Origin of the sequence: Bradyrhizobium sp. 187 (assembly GCF_023101005.1) — a bacterium.
Taxonomy (GTDB): Bacteria; Pseudomonadota; Alphaproteobacteria; order Rhizobiales; family Xanthobacteraceae; genus Bradyrhizobium; species Bradyrhizobium canariense_D.
The window spans coordinates 7274574-7294347 of sequence record NZ_CP064693.1 but is presented as its reverse complement, the minus strand read 5'-3'; the positions used below and the strand labels follow the sequence as shown (position 1 = coordinate 7294347).

General features: G+C 65.3%; 16 protein-coding genes. 10 read left to right on the top strand and 6 right to left on the bottom strand.

All coding sequences use genetic code 11. The features are described 5' to 3' along the window. The 6 genes from IVB19_RS35130 to IVB19_RS35105 all read left to right on the top strand — a co-directional run bounded on the left by IVB19_RS35130 (position 1) and on the right by IVB19_RS35105 (position 5472). Entirely contained in the window at positions 1-900 is a 900-nt protein-coding gene (locus tag IVB19_RS35130; RefSeq protein ID WP_018456014.1) for an ABC transporter permease, read from the top strand. A gap of 103 nt (positions 901-1003) precedes the next feature. Next, on the top strand, positions 1004-2767 hold the full coding sequence (locus IVB19_RS35125) for a dipeptide ABC transporter ATP-binding protein (protein ID WP_247295952.1): 1764 nt from the start codon (positions 1004-1006) through the stop codon (positions 2765-2767). Continuing rightward, the gene (locus IVB19_RS35120; RefSeq protein ID WP_018456016.1) at positions 2767-2946 is read left to right on the top strand and encodes a DUF4089 domain-containing protein; all 180 of its coding nucleotides are present in this window, start codon (positions 2767-2769) and stop codon (positions 2944-2946) included. Before IVB19_RS35125 ends, IVB19_RS35120 begins: the two co-directional genes overlap by 1 nt. Positions 2947-2953: 7 nt before the next feature. Beyond that, positions 2954-4351 (top strand): AtzE family amidohydrolase, encoded by a 1398-nt coding sequence (locus tag IVB19_RS35115; RefSeq protein WP_018456017.1) that lies wholly within the window; start codon positions 2954-2956, stop codon positions 4349-4351. Between the two features lies 1 nt (position 4352). Then, positions 4353-4745 carry an oxalurate catabolism protein HpxZ gene (hpxZ, locus tag IVB19_RS35110; RefSeq protein WP_018456018.1) on the top strand — a complete coding sequence of 131 codons (393 nt, stop codon included), beginning with the start codon at positions 4353-4355 and terminating at the stop codon, positions 4743-4745. Between the two features lie 4 nt (positions 4746-4749). After that, entirely contained in the window at positions 4750-5472 is a 723-nt protein-coding gene (locus IVB19_RS35105; protein ID WP_018456019.1) for a GntR family transcriptional regulator, read from the top strand. 110 nt (positions 5473-5582) lie between these two features. Here IVB19_RS35105 and atzF read toward each other — a convergent pair whose 3' ends face one another. After that, positions 5583-7388 (bottom strand): allophanate hydrolase, encoded by a 1806-nt coding sequence (gene atzF, locus IVB19_RS35100; RefSeq protein ID WP_018456020.1) that lies wholly within the window; start codon positions 7386-7388, stop codon positions 5583-5585. A 380-nt stretch (positions 7389-7768) separates the two neighbouring features. Here atzF and IVB19_RS35095 point away from each other — a divergent pair, with 380 nt between their 5' ends. Further along, on the top strand, positions 7769-9619 hold the full coding sequence (locus IVB19_RS35095; RefSeq protein ID WP_085357700.1) for a feruloyl-CoA synthase: 1851 nt from the start codon (positions 7769-7771) through the stop codon (positions 9617-9619). A 359-nt stretch (positions 9620-9978) separates the two neighbouring features. Here IVB19_RS35095 and IVB19_RS35090 read toward each other — a convergent pair whose 3' ends face one another. Next, positions 9979-10485 carry a MarR family winged helix-turn-helix transcriptional regulator gene (locus tag IVB19_RS35090; protein WP_018456022.1) on the bottom strand — a complete coding sequence of 169 codons (507 nt, stop codon included), beginning with the start codon at positions 10483-10485 and terminating at the stop codon, positions 9979-9981. A gap of 83 nt (positions 10486-10568) precedes the next feature. Between IVB19_RS35090 and IVB19_RS35085 the strand changes: the two genes are divergently transcribed. Continuing rightward, a complete protein-coding gene (locus tag IVB19_RS35085; protein ID WP_018456023.1) occupies positions 10569-11789 on the top strand; it encodes a cytochrome P450 in 1221 nt (406 codons plus the stop codon). A 44-nt stretch (positions 11790-11833) separates the two neighbouring features. Continuing rightward, positions 11834-13045 carry an ABC transporter substrate-binding protein gene (locus IVB19_RS35080; protein WP_018456024.1) on the top strand — a complete coding sequence of 404 codons (1212 nt, stop codon included), beginning with the start codon at positions 11834-11836 and terminating at the stop codon, positions 13043-13045. Positions 13046-13209: 164 nt separating this feature from the next. Here the strand turns inward: IVB19_RS35080 and IVB19_RS35075 are convergent, their stop codons facing one another. Next, on the bottom strand, positions 13210-14472 hold the full coding sequence (locus IVB19_RS35075; protein ID WP_018456025.1) for an NAD(P)/FAD-dependent oxidoreductase: 1263 nt from the start codon (positions 14470-14472) through the stop codon (positions 13210-13212). Between the two features lie 296 nt (positions 14473-14768). Between IVB19_RS35075 and IVB19_RS35070 the strand changes: the two genes are divergently transcribed. Continuing rightward, positions 14769-15941, top strand: a complete 1173-nt coding sequence (locus IVB19_RS35070; protein WP_018456026.1) for an ABC transporter substrate-binding protein — start codon at positions 14769-14771, stop codon at positions 15939-15941. Positions 15942-16110: 169 nt separating this feature from the next. On the opposite strand, the gene IVB19_RS35065 is transcribed toward IVB19_RS35070, so the two are convergent. Genes IVB19_RS35065 through IVB19_RS35055 form a run of 3 tightly spaced genes read right to left on the bottom strand, consistent with a single transcriptional unit; the run spans position 16111 to position 19771 of the window. Further along, positions 16111-17982, bottom strand: coding sequence for a bifunctional sugar phosphate isomerase/epimerase/4-hydroxyphenylpyruvate dioxygenase family protein (locus IVB19_RS35065; RefSeq protein WP_018456027.1), 1872 nt, complete (start codon positions 17980-17982; stop codon positions 16111-16113). After that, complete coding sequence (locus IVB19_RS35060; RefSeq protein ID WP_018456028.1) at positions 17979-19037, bottom strand: Gfo/Idh/MocA family protein; 1059 nt, start codon at positions 19035-19037, stop codon at positions 17979-17981. Before IVB19_RS35060 ends, IVB19_RS35065 begins: the two co-directional genes overlap by 4 nt. Continuing rightward, on the bottom strand, positions 19034-19771 hold the full coding sequence (locus IVB19_RS35055; RefSeq protein ID WP_018456029.1) for an ABC transporter ATP-binding protein: 738 nt from the start codon (positions 19769-19771) through the stop codon (positions 19034-19036). The genes IVB19_RS35060 and IVB19_RS35055 overlap by 4 nt, the downstream gene beginning before the upstream one ends. Positions 19772-19774: the final 3 nt, after the last annotated feature.

The following is a 19774-nucleotide window of genomic DNA, read 5'->3' as shown; positions in this document are numbered from 1 at the left end:
ATGAGCACCGTTGCGCCTGCTGTTGAACCCGTCGGCCCCGCGCGCACGTCGGGTCTCGTCGCGCTCCTCGACCAGACCCGCTACGTGCTCGGCGAGAACAAGGTCACCGGCTTTGCATTCGCGCTGCTGATCGTGATCCTCCTTGCCGCGATCTTCGGCCCCTATGTGGTGCCGTATGACCCGCTGGCGTCCGACACCGTGGCGTCGCTGAAGCCACCGTCGGCCGCGCACTGGTTCGGCACCGATCAATTGGGCCGTGACATCTTCAGCCGGGTCGTGGTGGCGACGCGGCTCGATACGTTCATCGCGGTCGCCTCCGTCGCCCTGGTGTTCCTGATGGGCGGGCTCGCCGGCATCGCGGCCGGCTATTTCGGCGGCTGGACCGATCGCATCGTCGGCCGCGTCGCCGACACCATCATGGCGTTCCCGCTGTTCGTGCTGGCCATGGGCATCGTCGCCGCGCTGGGGAACACCGTGCAGAACATCATCCTGGCCACCGCCATCGTGAACTTCCCGCTCTACGCCCGCGTTGCGCGCGCCGAAGCCAATGTCCGCCGTAACGCCGGCTTCGTGCAGGCCGCGCGTCTGTCCGGTAACGGCGAATTCCGCATTCTGCTCGTGCATATCCTGCCGAACATCATGCCGATCATGATCGTGCAGATGTCGCTGACCATGGGCTACGCCATCCTCAATGCCGCCGGTCTCTCCTTCATCGGCCTCGGCGTCCGTCCGCCGACGGCCGAATGGGGCATCATGGTCGCCGAAGGCGCCGGCTTCATGGTGTCAGGCGAATGGTGGATCGCGCTATTCCCGGGCCTCGCTTTGATGATCGCCGTGTTCTGCTTCAACCTCCTCGGCGACGGCCTGCGCGACATCGTCGACCCCCAGCGGAGGACGTGATGGCTGGGTTAGGCGTACTTTTTCGCTCGAAATTCCCCAATGAAATCAACCTCATTCTACTGTGCATGGGGTTGTTTTCGCCATTTTTAGTTGGGAGGTGCCCATGACCGCCCCGCCGCTGCTCGACGTCCAGGACCTTACCGTCGAATTCACCACCCGCCGCGGCATCGTCAAGGCGGTGCAGCACGTCAACATTTCCGTCGCCAAGGGCGAGACGCTTGCGATCGTCGGCGAGTCCGGCTCCGGCAAATCGGTGACGTCGTATGCGGTGATGCGCATTCTCGACCGTGCGGGGCGGATCGCCGAAGGCTCGGTGATGTTCTCGGGCATCGACGTCAAGGCCGCGACCGAAGACCAGATGCGCGATCTGCGCGGTCGCGAAGTCTCGATGATCTTCCAGAATCCGCGCGCCGCGCTCAACCCGATCCGGAAGGTCGGCGACCAGATCGAGGACGTGCTGCGCACCCATGTCCAGCAGGCCATGGTTTCGGACCGCGGCGAGAAGGCGATCGAGGCGCTGGAGCAGGTCAAGATCGCCCGCCCGCGCGAGCGCTATCACGCCTATCCGTTCGAATTGTCAGGCGGCATGTGCCAGCGTGTCGTCATCGCGCTCGCGCTCGCCTGCAATCCGCAGCTACTGATCGCGGACGAGCCGACGACCGGATTGGACGTCACCACGCAGAAGGCGGTGATGGATCTGATCGTGGAATTGACCAAGCGCAAGGCAATGTCCACCATCCTGATCACGCACGATCTCGGCCTCGCCGCTGCTTATTGCGACCGCGTCGTCGTGATGGAAAAGGGCAGGGTGGTCGAGACCGCCAAGGCCGCCGACATCTTCGCCAACCCGCAGCACCCCTACACCAAGAAGCTGATGCGCGCGACGCCGCGGCTCGGCGTGAGCCTGCGGGATCTGTTGCCGGAGGAGGAAGGCTCAGCCGTCGTGGCCGGGCCTGACCGGGCCATCCATCAGGCTTCGCAGGACGAGGCCAGGAAGAGCGGGCAGCCCCTTCTCCTCATCGACAAGCTGGTCAAGGAATATCCCCGCCAGGGCGCCACCGCCACGCTCGGCAAATTGTTCGGCCGCAAGCCGCCGGTCGAGCCGGACGTGTTCCGCGCCGTCGACGGCATCAGCTTCTCGATCGGTCACGGCGAGAGCGTCGGCCTGGTCGGCGAGTCCGGCTGCGGCAAATCGACCACGTCGATGATGGTGATGCGGCTGCTGGATCAGACCTCGGGGCTGATCCAGTTCGACGGCGAGGACATCGGCGGCATCGCGCCCGCCGGCTTTGCCCGGCTGCCGCAGCGCAGCCGCATCCAGATGGTGTTCCAGGATCCGACCGACAGCCTCAACCCGCGCTTCACCGCCGTGCGTGCCATCGCCGATCCCATCATGCAGCTCGGCGACGTCAGGGGGCGCGACGCGCTCCGCGCCCGCTGCGAGGAGCTCGCCACCATGGTGGGCCTGCCGCACAATCTGCTGGATCGCTTCCCGCACCAATTGTCGGGCGGCCAGAAAGCCCGCGTCGGCATCGCCCGCGCCATCGCCCTGCACCCGAAACTCGTGATCCTGGACGAGCCGACCGCCGCGCTCGACGTTTCGGTCCAGGCCGTGGTCCTCAATCTGCTCCAGGACCTCAAGGCCCGACTAGGTATGAGTTATCTGTTCGTCTCGCATGATTTGAACGTAGTGCGCTTGTTGTGCGATCGTGTCATTGTCATGCGGTCGGGTCGAATCGTCGAGGAAGGATCTTCCGAGCGGGTCTTGAGCGATCCGCAGGACGACTACACCAAGGAGCTGCTGACGGCGATCCCGCATCCGCCGCTGCAGACAGAGCGCACACTGAGAGCTTGTTTGGGAGCGTGATGGCCGAACCGTTGGACGATTATATCGACGCTGTCACCAAAGCGTTGGCGTTGCCCGTCGAGGAAGCATGGAGGGCGTCCATCCGCGCCAATCTCGAGGTCTCGCTGCGGCTCGGCCGCCTCGTCGACGAATTCGCGCTGCCGGACGAGACCGAGCCGGCGCCCGTGTTCACGGTCTGACGCCGCCATGACGACCAAGCCAGAGATGACGGCCTCCGAGATCGCGAGCGCGGTTGCGGGCCGCAAGATGTCCGCGCTCGATGCGACCGAAGCCGCGCTTGCGCGCATCAAGCAGCACGACACCATCCTCAATGCGTTTACCGACATCACCGCCGATCGCGCCCGCGCCAAAGCGCGCGCAATCGATGCCGATATCGCCGCCGGCAAGTCCGTCGGCCCATTGGCCGGCGTGCCGTTCGCGGTGAAGAACTTGTTCGACGTCGCAGGCCTCGCCACGCGCGCAGGCTCGAAGATCAACCGCGATCGCGCACCCGCCACGCGCGATGCCACGCTGATCGAGCGCATGGAAGCGGCCGGCGCCGTGCTGGTCGGTGCGCTCAACATGGGTGAATACGCCTATGACTTCACCGGCGAGAACGTCCATGACGGTCCCTCGCGCAATCCGCACGATACGACGCGGATGAGCGGCGGCTCCTCCGGCGGCTCGGGCAGCGCCGTTGGTGGCGCGCTGGTGCCGATCGCGCTCGGTTCCGACACCAACGGTTCGATCCGCGTGCCGTCCTCGTTCTGCGGCATCTTCGGCCTGAAGCCGACCTATGGCCGGCTCTCGCGTGCGCGCTCTTTCCCGTTCGTCGCGAGCCTCGATCATCTCGGCCCGTTCGCGCGCTCCGCCACCGATCTCGCGCTGGCCTATGACGCCATGCAGGGACCGGATGCCGACGATGCCGCCTGCACCACCACACGTGGTCTGGAGCCGACGACACCGCTGCTTGCCAATCCGGTGTCCGACCTGCGCATCGCGATCGCCGGCGGGTACTTCCAGACCAATTTGTTTCCGGAAGCTGTCGAAGCCGTCAGCCGCGTCGCCAAGGCGCTGGGCGCAACGCGCGTGGTGGACGTGCCCGAAGCTGCGCGCGCCCGCGCGGCGGCCTATGTCATCACCACCACCGAGGGCGCCTCGCTGCATCTCGATCGGCTGCGCAAGCGGCCGAACGATTTCGATCCCGCCGTGCGCGACCGGCTGATTGCGGGCGCCATGGTGCCGGCGCCGCTGGTCGACCGCGCGCAAAAATTCCGCCGCTGGTATCGCGCGCAACTCGCCGAGATTTTCAAATCCGTCGACGTGCTGATCGCACCGGCGACGCCATGCACCGCGCCGAAGCTCGGCCAGGTCAATTTCAATCTTGGCGGCGTCGAGATGCCGGTGCGCGCCAATATCGGCATCCACACCCAGCCGATCTCGTTCATCGGCCTGCCTGTGGTCGCCGTGCCGGTGCCGCTCGATCCGCTGCCGATCGGCGTGCAGATCATCGCCGCGCCATGGCGCGAGGACATCGCGCTGCGCGTCGCGTTCGCGTTGGAGAAGATGGGTGTTGCCGCCGCGCCCAGCCCAAGAGGATTTTGAGATGGAGATCGATCTCCCCGAGGTGATCGCAGACGTCAAAGCTGCGTTCGAGCGCTATGAGCAGGCCCTGATCACCAACGACGTCGCCGTGCTCGGCGAGCTCTTCCGCAACGATCCCCGCACGCTGCGCTATGGCATCGGCGAGAACCTCTACGGCTATGAAGCAATCTCCGGCTTTCGCGCCGGCCGCTCGGCGGTCGGCCTCAATCGCCGCACCGCGAAAACCGTGATCACCAGCTATGGCCGCGACACCGCGGTTGCCTCCACCCTGTTCTATCGCGACACGATGCCGGGCAAGGTCGGCCGGCAGATGCAGACCTGGGTAAAATTCCCGGAGGGCTGGCGCGTCGTCGCCGCCCATGTCAGCATCATCGACGAGTCGAAAGAGACCTGACCGTATGACGCTTGACGATCTTCCGCCCGGAGCGCTGCCGGCCGAACCGGCGGTGCCGCGTGTCGACCGGGGGGCGCCGTCAGCGCACAAGGTCACGCGCGCCGAGGAGCTGCGCCTGCAGCTCGCCGACGAGATCGTGCGCGGAGCTCTGCCACCCGGTGCGCCGCTTGACGAGACCGACATCGCGCGCCGCTTCAGCGTTTCGCGCACGCCGGTGCGGGAAGCCCTGCGTCAGCTCGTGGCAAGCGGCCTCGTCGAAGCGCGCGCTCATCGCGGCGCGGTGGTGGCGCAGCCCTCGTTCGAACGGCTGACGGGCATGTTCGAGGCCATGGCGGAGCTTGAGGCGCTGTGTGCGGGTCTTGCCGCCGAGCGCATGTCCGCCACTGAGCGTCACGGCCTGGAAGCCATCCACGAAGAACTGCGGGTGTTGAGCTACGCCGGCAATCCCGAGCGCTTCCACGAGGTCAACGAGCGCTTCCACAACGCGATCTATGCGGGATCGCAGAACGGCTACATCGCCGAGATCACGCTGGCGACGCGCGTGCGCGTACAGCCGTTTCGCCGCGCCCAGTTCCGCAATCTCGGCCGTCTCGCCAAGTCGCAAGCCGAGCACGACCGCGTTGTCGTCGCCATCATGCGCGGCGACAAGCAGGGCGCCGCCGCCGCGATGCGCGCGCATATCGAGCTGGTGCGCGGGGAGTACGAGATCTACGCGGTGTCGGTTTAGGGGCGCGCGCACGGTTGCGTAGGGTGGGCAAAGGCGCAAAGCGCCGTGCCCACCATCTCCCCAAGCTGACGGTGATGGTGGGCACGTTTCGCTTTGCCCACCTACGAGACCTACGCTGTCGTAGCTTCCGCCATATACTTCCGCCAGCCGCCATACGCGGTGATGTCGCGAGCCTCGCCCAGCACCTCGGGCTCGACGAGAAATCCCTTCACGCTGCGGCCATCGGCCAGCCGCACCGTGCCGATCGCCATCGGCGCGGGAATCGCGTTGACGAACTTGCCGAAGGCGGACGACGACAGCGACCAGATTTCCAGCTCGATCGACGCGCCCTTGCCGGCCTCGACGCGCAGCATGCCCGGCTTTGGCGGCGTGGTCTTCAATGCGTAGAGCTTGTAGTCCGCCGCGGTCCTGGTTGCCTCGATCAGCTGGCCGTTCAGCGCTTTCAGTTCGCCGTTCAGCGCCATGCCGGACAGATGCGCGCCGACCACGGCGATGGGAATCTCGTCGACGCCGCTTGCGGCAAGCGGCGCCAGCGCGGCTTGCACGACGCCCTTTGCGCCAAGCGTCAGTTTGGTATCGGCATGGAACACGCGGCCGATGCTGGCGAGCAGCGCATCGTGCCCGGTGGGTGCAAGAATTGTGATGCCGAACGGGATGCCGTCGGCGCGCATCGCCGCCGGCAGCGCGAGACCACAGAGATCGAGCAGATTGACAAAATTGGTATAGGTGCCGAGCCGGCTGTTGAGCTCGACCGGATTGGCCCGCACCTGCGCGGTCGTATAGGCCGTCGGCGCCGTCGGCAGCACCAGCGCGTCGATATTGGTGAAGGTGCGTTCGGCGATCTTGCGCAGGCCCTGCAGACGATAGAGCGCGGAGAAGGTGTCCGTCGCCGTCAACCGCGCACCGGCCGCGGTGATCTCGCGCGTCACGGGATGGATCGCCTCCGGTGCCGAGGCGAGCAGGTCGCGGATCACGAGATAGCGCTCGGCCACCCACGGTCCCTCGTAGAGCAGTCGGGCCGTCTCATAGAACGGCTCGAGGTCGAATTCGACGAGCGTTGCCCCAAGCGCGGTCCAGCGCTTCAGCGCCTCGGCGTAAGCCGCTTCCGCCTTCTTGTCGCCGAAGAAGATCAGCTGTCCGCTGCGCGGCACGCCCAGGCGCAGGTTTGCCGGGAGCGGGGTGATCGCGCCAAGCGGCCGGTCGCGCGAGAACGGATCTGCCTGATCGGGACCTGCCATCACGGAGAGCGCCAGCGCGGCGTCGTCGACCGTCAAAGCGAATACCGAGATGCAGTCGAGCGTCCGGCAGGCCGGCACCAGGCCAGCGGTCGAAATCATGCCGAGGCTCGGCTTGAGACCGACGATGTTGTTGAGCATCGCCGGCACGCGGCCTGAGCCGGCGGTGTCGGTGCCGAGCGACAGTGGCACCAGCCCGGCGCCGACGGCGGTGGCCGATCCCGAGCTCGAGCCGCCGGGAATGAGGTCCTCGCGGATCGCGTTTCTGGGGATGCCGTGGGGCGAGCGCACGCCGACAAGGCCGGTCGCGAACTGGTCGAGATTGGTCTTGCCGATGATGATCGCGCCGGCGGCGCGCAGCCGCTGCACCGCGGTCGAATCATGTGTCGGGGTATACGAGAAGGCCGGGCACGCCGCGGTGGTCGGAAATCCCAGCGCGTCGATATTGTCCTTCACCACGACCGGCACGCCATAGAGCGGCAGGCTGGCGGCGTCCTTGGTGGCGAGCTTCTCGGCCTCCGTGATCGCGTCCTTTTCGTCGCGCAGGCTGATGAAGACGGCGGGGTCGTTGTGGTCGCGGATGCGCTGATAGGTGCGCGCGACCGTCTGCGCCGGTGTGAGCGTGCCCGCGCGATGCGCGGCCACGATCGCGGCGACCGTTTCAGGCTGCTCAGCCCCCATTTCAGCCTTCATGGCGACAAATCTCCGGCTACGTCTCTTCACCCCGATCGAAGCAAGCGATGTGCCATTGTGTACAGAATCCGGGCAGGACAAGTGCTGCGGATATTACCGAGAGATCAGTGGCTTGTGGGATATTTCGAGCTCCGGCGGACCTTCGTGTCAGCGCCCTGTTACGAGCATTTGCGCAAATAATAGGCAGCTAGATCAGGTGCAGCCAGCAATCCATGCCGCGGATGCGCGGCGACCAGCCCTTTGAACGGCGGCGGGCCGTCCCACCTGGCCCCAGCTTGCGCCCCAACAATTGTCGTGGCCAACATGCTGGCCAACGCGGTCCGCGACGAGGCTGCGACCGGTCCCGGCTTCCGGGCGAGGAGGAAACCATGACAGCCGCCCCACGCGGTGATGCTTCGAGCCTGTTTGCGACACCCAGAACCGTTGCCGAGCATCGCGCCGACGGCAGCATCGTGCTGCGCTCGCCCGAGCCTCTGCGCGATGGCGCGCGCTGCGTCGGCGACTGGCTGGAGCAATGGGCGCGGCAGAGGCCCGACGCGATTTTCCTCGCCGAGCGCAGCAGTGCCGAAGCGCCATGGAGCACCGTTACCTATGCGCAGGCGCTGCGCCAGGTGCGCGCGGCGGCGTCCTGGATTCTGGCGCACGGTCTCGGCGCGGAGCGCCCGCTCGCGATCCTCTCCGACAACAGCATCGATCATGCGCTGCTGGCACTGGCGGCGCAGCATGTCGGCGTGCCCTCGGCGGCGATCTCGCCGGCCTATTCCCTGATGTCAAAGGACTTCGACAAGCTCAAGAGCATGATCGCGTTGCTTGAGCCCGCCGCGATCTATGTCTCCGCGACGAGGCCGTTTGCGGCGGCGCTGGCCGCGATCAAGCCGCTGCATAGCGCGCAGATTATCAGCGGCAATGCCGACGATGCCGATGCGCTGGCCTTTCGCACTATCGCGGCAACGCCCGAGAGCCCCGACGTCGCAAAGGCCTTCGCCGCGGTGACGCCCGATACGATCGCAAAACTCCTGTTCACTTCGGGCTCGACCGGCACGCCGAAAGCCGTGATCAACACCCAGCGCATGCTGACGTCCAGCCAGCAGGCCAAGGCGCAGACCTGGACTTTTCTCGAACGGGCGCGCGACGATCTGGTCATTCTCGACTGGCTGCCCTGGAGCCACACGTTTGGCGCGAACCACAATTTCAATCTCGTGCTGCGCAATGGCGGCTCGCTCTATATCGACGGCGGCAAGCCGGCGCCCGGTCTGTTTGCGATGTCGCTCGCCAACCTCAGAAGCGTGATGCCGACGGTCTATTTCAACGTGCCGCGCGGCTTCGACATGTTGATCGCGGCGCTGCGCGGCGACGAGGAGCTGTGTCGCCGCTTCTTCAGCGAGGTGAAATTCGCGTTCTACGCCGGTGCGGCGCTGCCGCAGAATCTCTGGGATGCGCTGGAAGAACTCTCCGTCAAGACTGTTGGCCGCGCGATGCCGATGGTCTCGGCCTGGGGCTCGACCGAGACGTCGCCGCTGGCCACCGACTGCCATTTCCTCGCGGAGCGCTCGGGCAATATCGGCGTGCCCATTCCCGGCACCGAACTGAAGCTCGTTACCTCCGGCGACAAGCTGGAGGTGCGCGTGCGCGGCCCCAACGTCACGCCGGGCTATTGGAAGGCGCCGGAGCTGACCAGGCAGGCTTTTGACGACGAGGGCTTTTATCTCATCGGTGATGCCGTGAAGTTCGCCGACGCGAACCGGCCCGAACGCGGCCTATTCTTTGACGGCCGCGTCGCGGAGGATTTCAAGCTCAATTCCGGCACCTGGGTCAGTGTCGGCACACTGCGCCTCGCCGGCATCGCCGCGCTGGCGCCGCTCGCGCAGGACATCGTCGTCACCGGCCATGGCGGCGACGAGGTGCGCTTCCTGGTGTTTCCGAACATCGCTGCGTGCCGCGCGCATGCCGGCCTGCCCGAGACCGCAGGCGTGAACGACGTGCTCGCGCATGAGAAGATCAGAGCCGCGATCGCGCGGGGGCTGGCGAAACTGAAGCAACACGGCGCCAACTCCTCCGGCCACGCCACGCGCGCGTTGCTGCTCGCCGAGCCGCCGTCGGTCGACGGCGGCGAGATCACCGACAAGGGCTACATCAACCAGCGCGCGGTGCTGACGCGCCGTGCCGATGCGGTGGCGCGGTTGGATGACGATGCGCCGGGCGAGTGGATCGGTCTGTAGCGCTTGGGCCTGTGCCCCGGACGCAGCGCAGCACGCAGTGATGCGCTGCAGAGCCGGGGCCATTCTTCGTGATTGGCATCTCTGGATCCCGGCTCTGCGCAGCAGCGTTTCACGCTGCAGCGCGTCCGGGACAAGAGAGCTCGGCAAACCCAACTACGCCAGCCGCCCTGCCGCATTATGCTGCACGATTCTTTTGTTGCCCAAGCAACTAATTTATGCGAACCGTTCCAGACACGGATGACGGCGGGAGGAACCGCCGCGTCGGATCGGAGGAAGCTATGCTCGGCAGAGAGGGTGCCGCCGGCGAATGTTGGCGCATGCCTGGAAATGACAGGGCTCAGCGCCCGCTGTGTGGCCCGTCAGGTCTCGGTGCTGCCGGTCACCGCGCCGAGATTTTCATGCAGGCGGCGCAACAGGTCGATCAGCACCTCGCGCTCGTCCTTGTCCAGGCAGGACAACAGGCGCCGTTCGCGCTCGAATGCAGCGACGATCACCTTGTCATGGATGGCGCGGCCCTTCGCCGTCAGCGAGATCGAATGGGTGCGCCCGTCATTGGGATCGGTACGGATCGAGATCAACCCCCGCTTTTCCAGGCCGGCCAGCGTCCGACTCACCGGGCCCTTGTCGAAACCGATGACGTGGCAGATGCGCGAGGCGGGAATGCCGGGCTCGATCGCGAGCAGCGACATGATCCGCCATTCCGTGACGTTGACGCCGAACTCTCGCTGATAGAACGCGGTGGCGCTGTTCGAGAGCTTGTTGGCGATGAAGGTGATGAACGCGGGGACGTAGCGGTCAAGATCGAGCGTCGGTCCCGTCTCGGCGGGCGCAGGTTTCTGGCGGGCTCTGGTCGAAGGCGGCGGCATGTCGGGATTCTGTCTCGCGGCGTGTCTGGAGACCTAAAGGTAAGCGCGGCCCTTTCACAAGATCAAAATGAGGGAGGACTTCCATGAGCACTTCCAGCTCCCAGGAAATTAGCGGTTCGTCGGCCGTCCCGCATCTCGACGTCGATCCGTTCGCGATGGATTTTTTCGCCGATCCCTATCCCACGCATGAGCTGCTGCGGGAGGCGGGACCTGTCGTCTATCTCGACAAGTGGAACGTCTATGGCGTGGCGCGCTATGCCGAAGTTCATGCCGTGCTGAACGATCCCGCAACGTTCTGCTCCAGTCGTGGCGTCGGCCTCGCCGATTTCGCGAAGGAGACGCCGTGGCGGCCGCCCAGCCTGATCCTCGAGGCCGATCCTCCCGAGCACACCCGCACCCGCGCCGTGCTCTCAAAGGTGCTGTCGCCGACGGTGATGAAGGGGCTGCGCGACCGCTTTGCCGCGGCAGCGGAAGAGCGTGTGGACGCGCTGTTGGAGAAGCGCAACTTCGATGCCATCACGGACCTTGCCGAGGCCTATCCGCTGTCGATCTTCCCAGATGCGCTCGGGCTTAAGCCTGAGGGACGCGAGAATCTCATTCCCTATGCGAGCCTGGTGTTCAACGCCTTCGGCCCGCCGAACCAGTTGCGCAACGAGGCGATCGCGCGCTCGGCGCCTCACCAGGCCTACGTCACCGAGCAGTGCCAGCGGGACAGCCTCACGCCCGGCGGCATCGGCGCCTGCATCCACGCCCATGTCGGCGAGGGTGCCATCACCGCGACCGAAGCGCCGCTGTTGGTGCGTTCGCTTCTGTCAGCGGGCCTCGACACCACCGTCAACGGCATCGGTGCAGCGGTCTACTGTCTCGCGCGCTTCCCTGAGCAGTGGCAGCGCCTGCGCAACGATTTTACGCTGGCGCGCAACGCTTTCGAGGAGGCCGTTCGTTTTGAAAGCCCGGTGCAGACCTTCTTCCGCACGACCACGCGCGAAGTCGAACTGTCAGGCGCGACCATCGGTGAGGGCGAGAAGGTGTTGATGTTCCTGGCGGCTGCCAATCGCGATCCGGGGCGCTGGGACAAGCCCGACAGCTACGACATAACCCGCCGCACGTCCGGCCATGTTGGCTATGGCTCAGGTATTCACATGTGCGTCGGCCAGCTGGTCGCGCGGCTCGAAGGCGAGACAATGCTCGCGGCGCTGGCCCGCCGGATCGCAAAGATCGAGATCATGGGCGAGCCGCAGCGCCGCTTCAACAACACGCTGCGCGGGCTCGACAGCCTGCCTGTGCGCATCACGCCAGCCTGACGCTGTCGTCATCGCAAACAACAAATACGACAGGGGAGGGAACAATGAAGAACTTGAAGTGGACGCTTGCGCTGGCCGCGAGCCTGATTGGCGGCGCGGCAAATGCCGAGATCTCGGACAATGTCGTGCGCGTCGGCGTGCTCAACGACATCTCCGGCATTTTCCAGGACACCAACGGCATGGGCTCGGTCGAGGCCGCGCGCATGGCCGCTGAGGATTTCAACGGCGGCGGCAAGGGCATCAAGGTCGAGATCGTCTATGCCGATCACCAGAACAAGGCCGACGTCGGCAATGCAATCGCGCGCAAATGGCTCGATGTCGAGGGCGTCGACGCCATCGTCGACGTGCCGAACTCGGCCGTTGGCCTCTCCATCAACACGCTGCTGCGCGATAGCCGCATGACGTTCCTCGCGTCGTCCACCGCGAGCTCCGATCTCACCGGCAAGGCCTGCTCGCCCAACACCATCCAATGGGTCAACGACGCCTGGGCGACCGGCAACACCACGGCGGCCGCGATGATGTCGCGCGGCGGCAAGGACTGGTATTTCCTCACGGTTGACTACGCACTCGGCAAGGGCATCGAGGCGGAAGCCCAGAAATACATCGAGGCGCATGGCGGCAAGATGTTGGGCTCCTCCAAGCATCCGCTCGGCACGTCCGACTTCGCGTCCTTCCTGTTGCAGGCGCAGGGCTCGAAGGCCCAAGTGATCGGGCTCGCCAATGCCGGCGGCGACACCATCAACGCGGTGAAGCAGGCGGCCGAGTTCGGGATACAGCAGGGCGGACAAAAACTCGTCGCCTTCCTGCTCTTCATCAACGACGTCCACGGCATGGGCATCAAGGTCGCGCAAGGGCTCCAGCTCATGGAGGCCTTCTACTGGGACATGAACGACGACACCCGCGCCTTCGCCAAGCGCTTCGCGGCGCGGCCCGGCATGAACGGCAAGATGCCGAGCGGCAACCAGGCCGGGGTCTATGCCTCCACGCTCGCTTATCTCAACGCGGTCGCCGTCACGGGCAGCGACAATGCCAAGGATGCCGTGCCCGAGATGAAAAAGTTCAAGGGCAAGGACAAGCTGTTCGGCGACACCACGATCCGCCAGGACGGCCGCGTCGTGCATCCGATGTATCTGTTCGAGGTGAAGAAGCCGGAGGAGTCGAAATATCCGTATGACTATTACAAGCTGGTTTCGACGATCTCTGCGGAGCAGGCGTTTCGACCGCTCGCGGAAGGTGGGTGCGAGCTGGTGAAGTAGGGGCGGCGATCGCGCCTCACTTAACCTCTCCCCGCTCGCGGGGAGAGGTCGGATCGCTCTTGCGATCCGGGTGAGGGGGTACAGGTCTCACCAATATCTCGTTCGCGGAGAGGCCCCTCACCCCAACCCTCTCGCCGTAAGAACGAGGAGAGGAAGAAGAAGCCCTACACCACCTTGCTCGATCCCTGCGTGATCAGCCGCGCAGCGCGCTGGTCGCGGGCGTAGATCCAGAGCCAGCTCAGGGCGACGCTGAGGCGATGGCGCAAGCCGATCAGGAAGTAGATATGGGCGATGCCCCAGATCCACCACGCGATGGTGCCGCGCAGCTTGATGCGGCCGAAGTCGATCACCGCGAGCCGCTTGCCGATCTGCGCGAGGCTGCCGGAGTGCTTGTAGCGGAACGGGCCTGTCGGCTCCTGGCGCAGCCGGGCCTTGATGGTCTCGGCCACGTGACGGCCCTGCTGCTTGGCGGCCGGCGCGATGCCGGGCACAGGCTTGCCGTCCCAGGCGTTGATCAAAACGGTGTCGCCAATTGCAAAGATCTCGGGATGACCGGGGATCGTAAGATCGGCCTCCACTTGGACGCGCCCGGCGCGATCGGCCGGTGCGCCCAGCCATTCCGCCGCGGGCGAGGCGCGCACGCCGGCGGCCCAGATTCGTGTCTTGGCTTCGAGCAGCTTGCCGCCGAACACCACGCCCTCGCGGTTGATCTCAGTGACGGCTTGGCCGAGCACGACCTCGACGCCGATCTTCTCCAGCGAGGCCTGGGCATAGGCCGAGAGATCATCTGGAAAGCCTGCCAGCACCCGCGGACCCGCCTCGATCAGCACCACGCGCGCCTTGTTGGTGTCGATGTTGCGGAAGTCGGCTGGCAAGGTGTGGTGCGCCATCTCGGCGATGGTGCCGGCGAGTTCGACGCCGGTGGGGCCGGCGCCGACGATGACGAAAGTCAATCGTGCCGCGCGTTTGGCCGGATCGGTCTCACGCTCGGCGCGCTCGAACGCCACCAGGATATGACGGCGCAGCGTGGTCGCGTCCTCCAGTGTTTTAAGACCCGGCGCCCATTGCTCCCATTCGTCGTGGCCGAAATAGGCGTGACGCGCGCCGGTGGCGAGCACCAGCGTGTCGTAAGGCACCTCGCTGCCGTCGTCGATCAGCACGCAGCGCCTGTCGGCATCGACGCCGCTGACCGTCGCAAACAGCGTCGTCACATCGCGCCGGTCGCGCATCAGGTGCCGGACCGGCCAGGCGATCTCGCTGGTGGCGAGCGAGGCGGTGGCGACCTGATAGAGCAGCGGCTGGAACAAATGATGGTTGCGGCGGTCGATCAGCGTGATCTCGACCGGGCTGCCGGCGAGCCGGTGGGTCGCCTCCAGCCCGCCGAAACCGGCTCCGACGATGACGACGCGGTGCGGTGTCGTGGTCATGATGCGCCCCTCCGAATCTCGCGGCTCTATCCTCATCTAAACGCTGATCAGGCGCCGCGGTCCAATAGCCGTCGTCAATCGAGGCATAGGCCGGATGTATCGCGCCCGCGAGAAAGCGCCGCAGCCTTAGCCGAAGTAAGTAGAATTATATTTCTTGCTATCGCCGTTCGGGGCGAAATATGGTGCAGGGCGGGCGCTGAACCATTGGCGGCGCGACAGATTTTGCGTTCAATAGAGATGACCCCGGGGCGGCAATCACCCTGCTTCCGGGCATAATAATATGGAGGGGAGTGGTTATGAGGACGGCATTCTGGCTGGCGGGCGCAGCGGCGCTGGTGCTGGCAGGCCCGGCATCCGCCGGCGACACCATCAAGATCGGCTTCGTTTCGACCTTCAGCGGCCCGACCGCCGTGATCGGCAACGACATGCGCAATTCGTTCGAGCTCGCGCTGGATCACATCGGCCGCAAGATGGACGGCAAGCCGGTCGAGGTGATTTACGAGGACGACGGGCAGAAGCCCGACGTCGGCAAGCAGAAGACCGAGAAGCTGGTGCAGTCCGACAAGGTCGACTTCATCGTCGGCTACATCTGGTCGAACGTGCTGCTGGCCTCGCTCAAGACCGCCGTGGACTCGCAGACCTTCCTGATCTCGGCCAATGCCGGTCCGTCGCAGCTCGCGGGCGAGCTCTGCTCGCCTTACGTGTTCTCGACCTCCTGGCAGAACGACCAGACGCCGGCCGCCATGGGCCTCTACATGAACCAGAAGGGCGTCAAGAGCGTGTTCCTGATCGGCCCGAACTACGCCGCCGGCAAGGACATGCTGGCGGGCGTGAAGAGCACGTTCAAGGGCGAGGTCAAGGGCGAGGAATACACGGTCTGGCCGAGCCAGCTCGACTTCTCCGCCGAGCTCTCCAAGGCGCGGGCCTCGGGTGCCGAGTCGATCTTCGTGTTCTATCCCGGTGCAGCCGGCGTGCAGTTCCTCAACCAATATGCGCAGGCCGGGCTGAAGAGCACGATGCCGCTCTACACGGCTTTCACCGTCGACGAGCTGTCGCTGCCGCTGCAAAAGGAGAACGCGCTCGGGGTGCCCGGTGCGCAGGAATGGGTGAATGATCTGCCCAACGAGCAGAACAAGCGCTTCGTCGCCGACTATCGCAAGAAGTACCCCGGGCTGCGTCCGACCTATTACGGCGCGCAAGCCTACGACGCGGCCCAGCTCATCAACAGCGCCGTGGTCGCGGTGAAGGGCGACACCAGCAAGAAGGACGCGATGAAGGCCGAGATGGAGAAGGCCAACTTCAAGTCGCTGCGCGGCCCGTTCAAGTACGGCAAGAACCACATCCCGGTGCAGAACTTCTACCTCCAGGACGTGGTCAAGGACGGCGAAGGCCAGCTCTCGCTGAAGACGGTCGCGACCATCGTCGAGAACGACCAGGATCGCTTCCACGACAAATGCGCGATGAAGTAGCCACAAGCACGATACCCCTTCTCCCCTTGTGGGAGAAGGTGGCGCGAAGCGCCGGATGAGGGGTTTGTTTCCGCGTATTCAAAAGTAAGGTCTCGCGGAGAGAACCCCTCACCCGTCTCGCCGCTTTGCGGCAAGCCACCCTCTCCCACAAGGAGAGAGGGAAAGTAAGCTACACGCGCGGCATGCTCGCGGGCCGCACCTCGCGCGCTTGCGCGGCAAGCCTGATCCCGGCATTGGCCGCGCCGAAGCCCTGATAATCCCGCCGCTCCACGATCTCGAAGAAAAACCGCTCGTCGAAGATGTGGGTGTAGACCTGGAAAAACTCTCCGTCGCCCTCGCGGTCGTAGAGAATGTGGTTGGCGCGCAGCTGCCTCATCAGCTCGGGTGCGAGGTCGTATTTGGCTTCGACGTCGTCGTAGTAATTATCCGGGATATCCAGGAAATCCGCGCCGCGCTTGCGCATCTCCGCGACTGCCGCAAAGATATCCCGGCACGTAAATGCGACGTGCTGCACGCCCGAGCCGAAAAACTCCGAGATGAAGCGGGCCGGCAGCGTGCGGTTGGCGGATGAGCCGTTGAGCACGAAGCGCAGGCTCTGGTCGCCGTTGATGACGGCCTGGCTTTGCACGAGGCCCCTGGGATCGGCGATCTCCATCTGCGGCAGCCGCTTGAGGTCGAGGATGCCGGTGTAGAACAGCAGCCACGACAGCATCTCGTCATAGGGCATCGACTGCGCGATGTGATCGACGGCCAGCAGGGCGTCCGCGCGAGCGTCGCTCGGTACCTGTTCGAAATCCGTGTCCCAGTTCTTGCCGGCCTGGTCCAGGAAGTAAAGCAGGCTGCCGCCGACGCCGTGGATCGCGGGAATCTCGAGCTCGCCCGGCCCGACCGGCTGATAGAAGGTGCGCGCTTTCAGTGTTTCGGCGCGCTGCATAACGAGGCCGGCATTGTCGATATCGAGCGCGATGGCGCAGACGCCGGGGCCATGCGTCACGTAGTGCGAATGCGCAAAGCCGTCGGTCTCGGAGTTGACGACGAGCTCGACCTTGCCTTGCGACCAGCGCTCCACCGCCTTGCTGCGATGCTTGCCGGTCTTGCGGAAACCGAGCTGCGCGAGCAGGCGGGCGAGTTCGCCGGCCTTGGTCTCGTTGACGGCAAACTCGATGAATCCCGTGCCGCGACTTTTGGGCTTGGGCGCCAAGGGTTCGCCGATGAGCTTTGGCCAATCCGGTGCAAGCTGGTCCTCCAGCAGGATCAGCGAACGCAGGCCGTCGACCGCGGTCTGCACGGCCGAGCCGGCACGGAATTGGTCGTTGAAGATCTCCAGCGACAGCGGCCCGGCATAGCCGGTCGCCGCGATCGCCGCCATGAACTCGCCGACCGGCAGGTCGCCCTGGCCGGGGAAGGAGCGGAAGTGCCGGCTCCACGACAAGATGTCGAGCTCGAGCTTCGGCGCATCTGCAAGCTGGACCAGGAAGATCTTGTCGCCGGGGATCGAGGGCATCGCGCGGACCGGAAAGCCGGGGGCCAGTGCGTGAAAGCTGTCGAGGATGACACCGATCGCGGGGTGATCGGCGCGCCGCACGATCTCCCAGGCATCGCGGTAATCGTTGACGTGGCGTCCCCAGGCCAATGCCTCGTAGCCGACGCGCAAAGACCGTTTGGCCGCGCGCTCGCCAAGCTCGCGAAAATCATCCGCGGCGCGGTCGATGCCGCCGAGCGCGGCCGGCGACACGTTGGAGCAGATCAGCAGCAGATCGGTGCCGAGCTCCTGCATCAGGTCGAACTTGCGTTCGGCGCGGGCAAAGTTTCGCGAACGCTGCGGCTCCGGCATGCCTTCGAAATCGCGGAACGGCTGAAACGCACAGATCTCGAGATTGAGGTCCCCGCAGAGCTTTGCGATGTCGCGCGGACCTGCGCCGAACGACAGCAGATCGTTCTCGAAAATCTCGACCGCGTCGAATCCGGCGGATGCGATGGCGCGGAGCTTTTCGTCGAGAGCGCCGGAGAGTGAGACCGTTGCGATCGAGCGTTTGGTCATGCTGCCTGCTCCATGATTTGGCCCGGCGATATCTTCTGGCCCGTGCGTGCCGCTTCGCTGACGGCTTCGACGACCGCAAGTGTGCCCATTGCGTCTTCGACCGCGATCAGTGGTTGTTCATGGCCCGCGATCACGGCGAGGAAATGCCGGAGCTGCTCGGCCAATGGATCGAATGCCGGCGGCGTGATGGTCTCGCGCGACAGCGGCGCGTGCCAGCCGGGCTCTCGCGCGTAGGACCAAAGCTCCATATTCGGCACGGACAGCGAGCCCGCGGTGCCGGAGAGGATGTAACAGGGCTGATCCCGCTTCGGGTACGCAGTGTTCTCGCCCGAGGTCAGCTCCCAGCTCCATGGCGCCGGCGTTGCGTCCGACACGGTCGCCGTTCCCAGTGCGCCGTTGGCGAAGCGCAGCAGCAACGCGGCGGTGTCCTCGACGGCGAAACCGCGAACCTTGTTCGACGTCAACGCCTGCACCTCGGTGATCTCGCCGCAGATGAATCGGAGATTGTCGATGTCGTGGATCAGGTTGATGAGCAGCGGGCCGCCCCCATGCTCGCGCCGCCACGCCACATCAAAGTAATCGTCGGGCTTCTTCAGGAGCCACAGTCCGACCACAGCCGTGAGTTGGCCGAGTTTGCCGGTCGCCACCGTCTCGCGTGCGGCCTTGATGATCGGATTGTGCCGGCGGTGATGGCCGACTAGCATCGGCACGCCGGTCCGCCTGATCGCCGCGCACAGGCGCTGCGCGGCCGCGACCGTATCGGTCACCGGCTTCTCGATCAGCGCGGGCACGCCGGCTTGGGCACAGTCGAGCACCATCTGGAAGTGCAGCGCGTTCGGTGAGGCGATGATCAGGCCATCAGGCTTTTCCTGCGCCAGCAACGTGCGGTGATCCGAATGCCAGGGTGTGGTGCGCGTCTGCGCGAACTCTTTTGCGGCAGGCGAAGGGTCGGCGATGCCCGCCAGCACGCAGTCTGGTGAAGCGTTGATCAATTCGATATGGCGGCGGCCGATCAGGCCGGCGCCGGCAACGGCGATGCGCCTTGGCGCGCTCATGCTGCGCTCTCCTCCATGGCGCCGCCGAGGAAGAGCTGGCCGATCCGCGGGTCGTTCAAGATGCGCTCCGCCTTGTCGACCATGCGGGTCTGGCCGAGCTCGAGCACGATCCCGATGTCGGAAATCTCCAGCGCCGAGCGGGCGTTCTGCTCGATCATCAGAATGGTGACACCGCGGTCGCGCAAGCTCTTCAGGATGTCGAAAGTCTGCTGCACCATCAGTGGCGACAGGCCGATTGAGGGCTCGTCGATCAGAACGAGCTTCGGTTCGAGCAGCAGCGAGCGGGCGATTTCGAGCTGTTTCTGCTCGCCGCCGGATAGCGTGGAGGCCTGCTGCGTCGATTTCCGCCGCAGCGCCGGGAACAGGTCGAGCGCGGCCTCGATCCGGCTCTGCAGGTCGATGCCCTTGCCCGCCGAAACGCCTCCGAGCTCGATATTGTGGCGCACCGACAGCTCGGGAAAGATGTTGCGGCCCTGCGGCACGTAGCAGATGCCGGCATTGAGCAGCGCGCGCTGGCTCAAATGGGTGACGTCGCGGCCGGCGAAGTTGATCTTGCCCTCACGCAGCTTGAGCAGGCCGAAGATCGCCTTGAACACGGTGGACTTGCCGGCGCCGTTCGGGCCGATGATGGTGGTGATGGTGGCCTGCGGCACGGCGAAAGTGGTGCCGTTCAGGATCGTCATCTTGCCGTAGCCGCCGACGAGATTGTGAACCGAGAGGATCGGATCGCTCATGGC

Bases quoted from the DNA above. Each gene is read 5' to 3' on its own strand.
- IVB19_RS35130 (WP_018456014.1), top strand. From the start codon at position 1: ATGAGCACCGTTGCGCCTGCTGTTGAACCCGTCGGCCCCGCGCGCACG.
- IVB19_RS35125 (WP_247295952.1), top strand. From the start codon at position 1,004: ATGACCGCCCCGCCGCTGCTCGACGTCCAGGACCTTACCGTCGAATTC.
- IVB19_RS35120 (WP_018456016.1), top strand. From the start codon at position 2,767: ATGGCCGAACCGTTGGACGATTATATCGACGCTGTCACCAAAGCGTTG.
- IVB19_RS35115 (WP_018456017.1), top strand. From the start codon at position 2,954: ATGACGACCAAGCCAGAGATGACGGCCTCCGAGATCGCGAGCGCGGTT.
- hpxZ (WP_018456018.1), top strand. From the start codon at position 4,353: ATGGAGATCGATCTCCCCGAGGTGATCGCAGACGTCAAAGCTGCGTTC.
- IVB19_RS35105 (WP_018456019.1), top strand. From the start codon at position 4,750: ATGACGCTTGACGATCTTCCGCCCGGAGCGCTGCCGGCCGAACCGGCG.
- atzF (WP_018456020.1), bottom strand. From the start codon at position 7,388: ATGGGGGCTGAGCAGCCTGAAACGGTCGCCGCGATCGTGGCCGCGCAT.
- IVB19_RS35095 (WP_085357700.1), top strand. From the start codon at position 7,769: ATGACAGCCGCCCCACGCGGTGATGCTTCGAGCCTGTTTGCGACACCC.
- IVB19_RS35090 (WP_018456022.1), bottom strand. From the start codon at position 10,485: ATGCCGCCGCCTTCGACCAGAGCCCGCCAGAAACCTGCGCCCGCCGAG.
- IVB19_RS35085 (WP_018456023.1), top strand. From the start codon at position 10,569: ATGAGCACTTCCAGCTCCCAGGAAATTAGCGGTTCGTCGGCCGTCCCG.
- IVB19_RS35080 (WP_018456024.1), top strand. From the start codon at position 11,834: ATGAAGAACTTGAAGTGGACGCTTGCGCTGGCCGCGAGCCTGATTGGC.
- IVB19_RS35075 (WP_018456025.1), bottom strand. From the start codon at position 14,472: ATGACCACGACACCGCACCGCGTCGTCATCGTCGGAGCCGGTTTCGGC.
- IVB19_RS35070 (WP_018456026.1), top strand. From the start codon at position 14,769: ATGAGGACGGCATTCTGGCTGGCGGGCGCAGCGGCGCTGGTGCTGGCA.
- IVB19_RS35065 (WP_018456027.1), bottom strand. From the start codon at position 17,982: ATGACCAAACGCTCGATCGCAACGGTCTCACTCTCCGGCGCTCTCGAC.
- IVB19_RS35060 (WP_018456028.1), bottom strand. From the start codon at position 19,037: ATGAGCGCGCCAAGGCGCATCGCCGTTGCCGGCGCCGGCCTGATCGGC.
- IVB19_RS35055 (WP_018456029.1), bottom strand. From the start codon at position 19,771: ATGAGCGATCCGATCCTCTCGGTTCACAATCTCGTCGGCGGCTACGGC.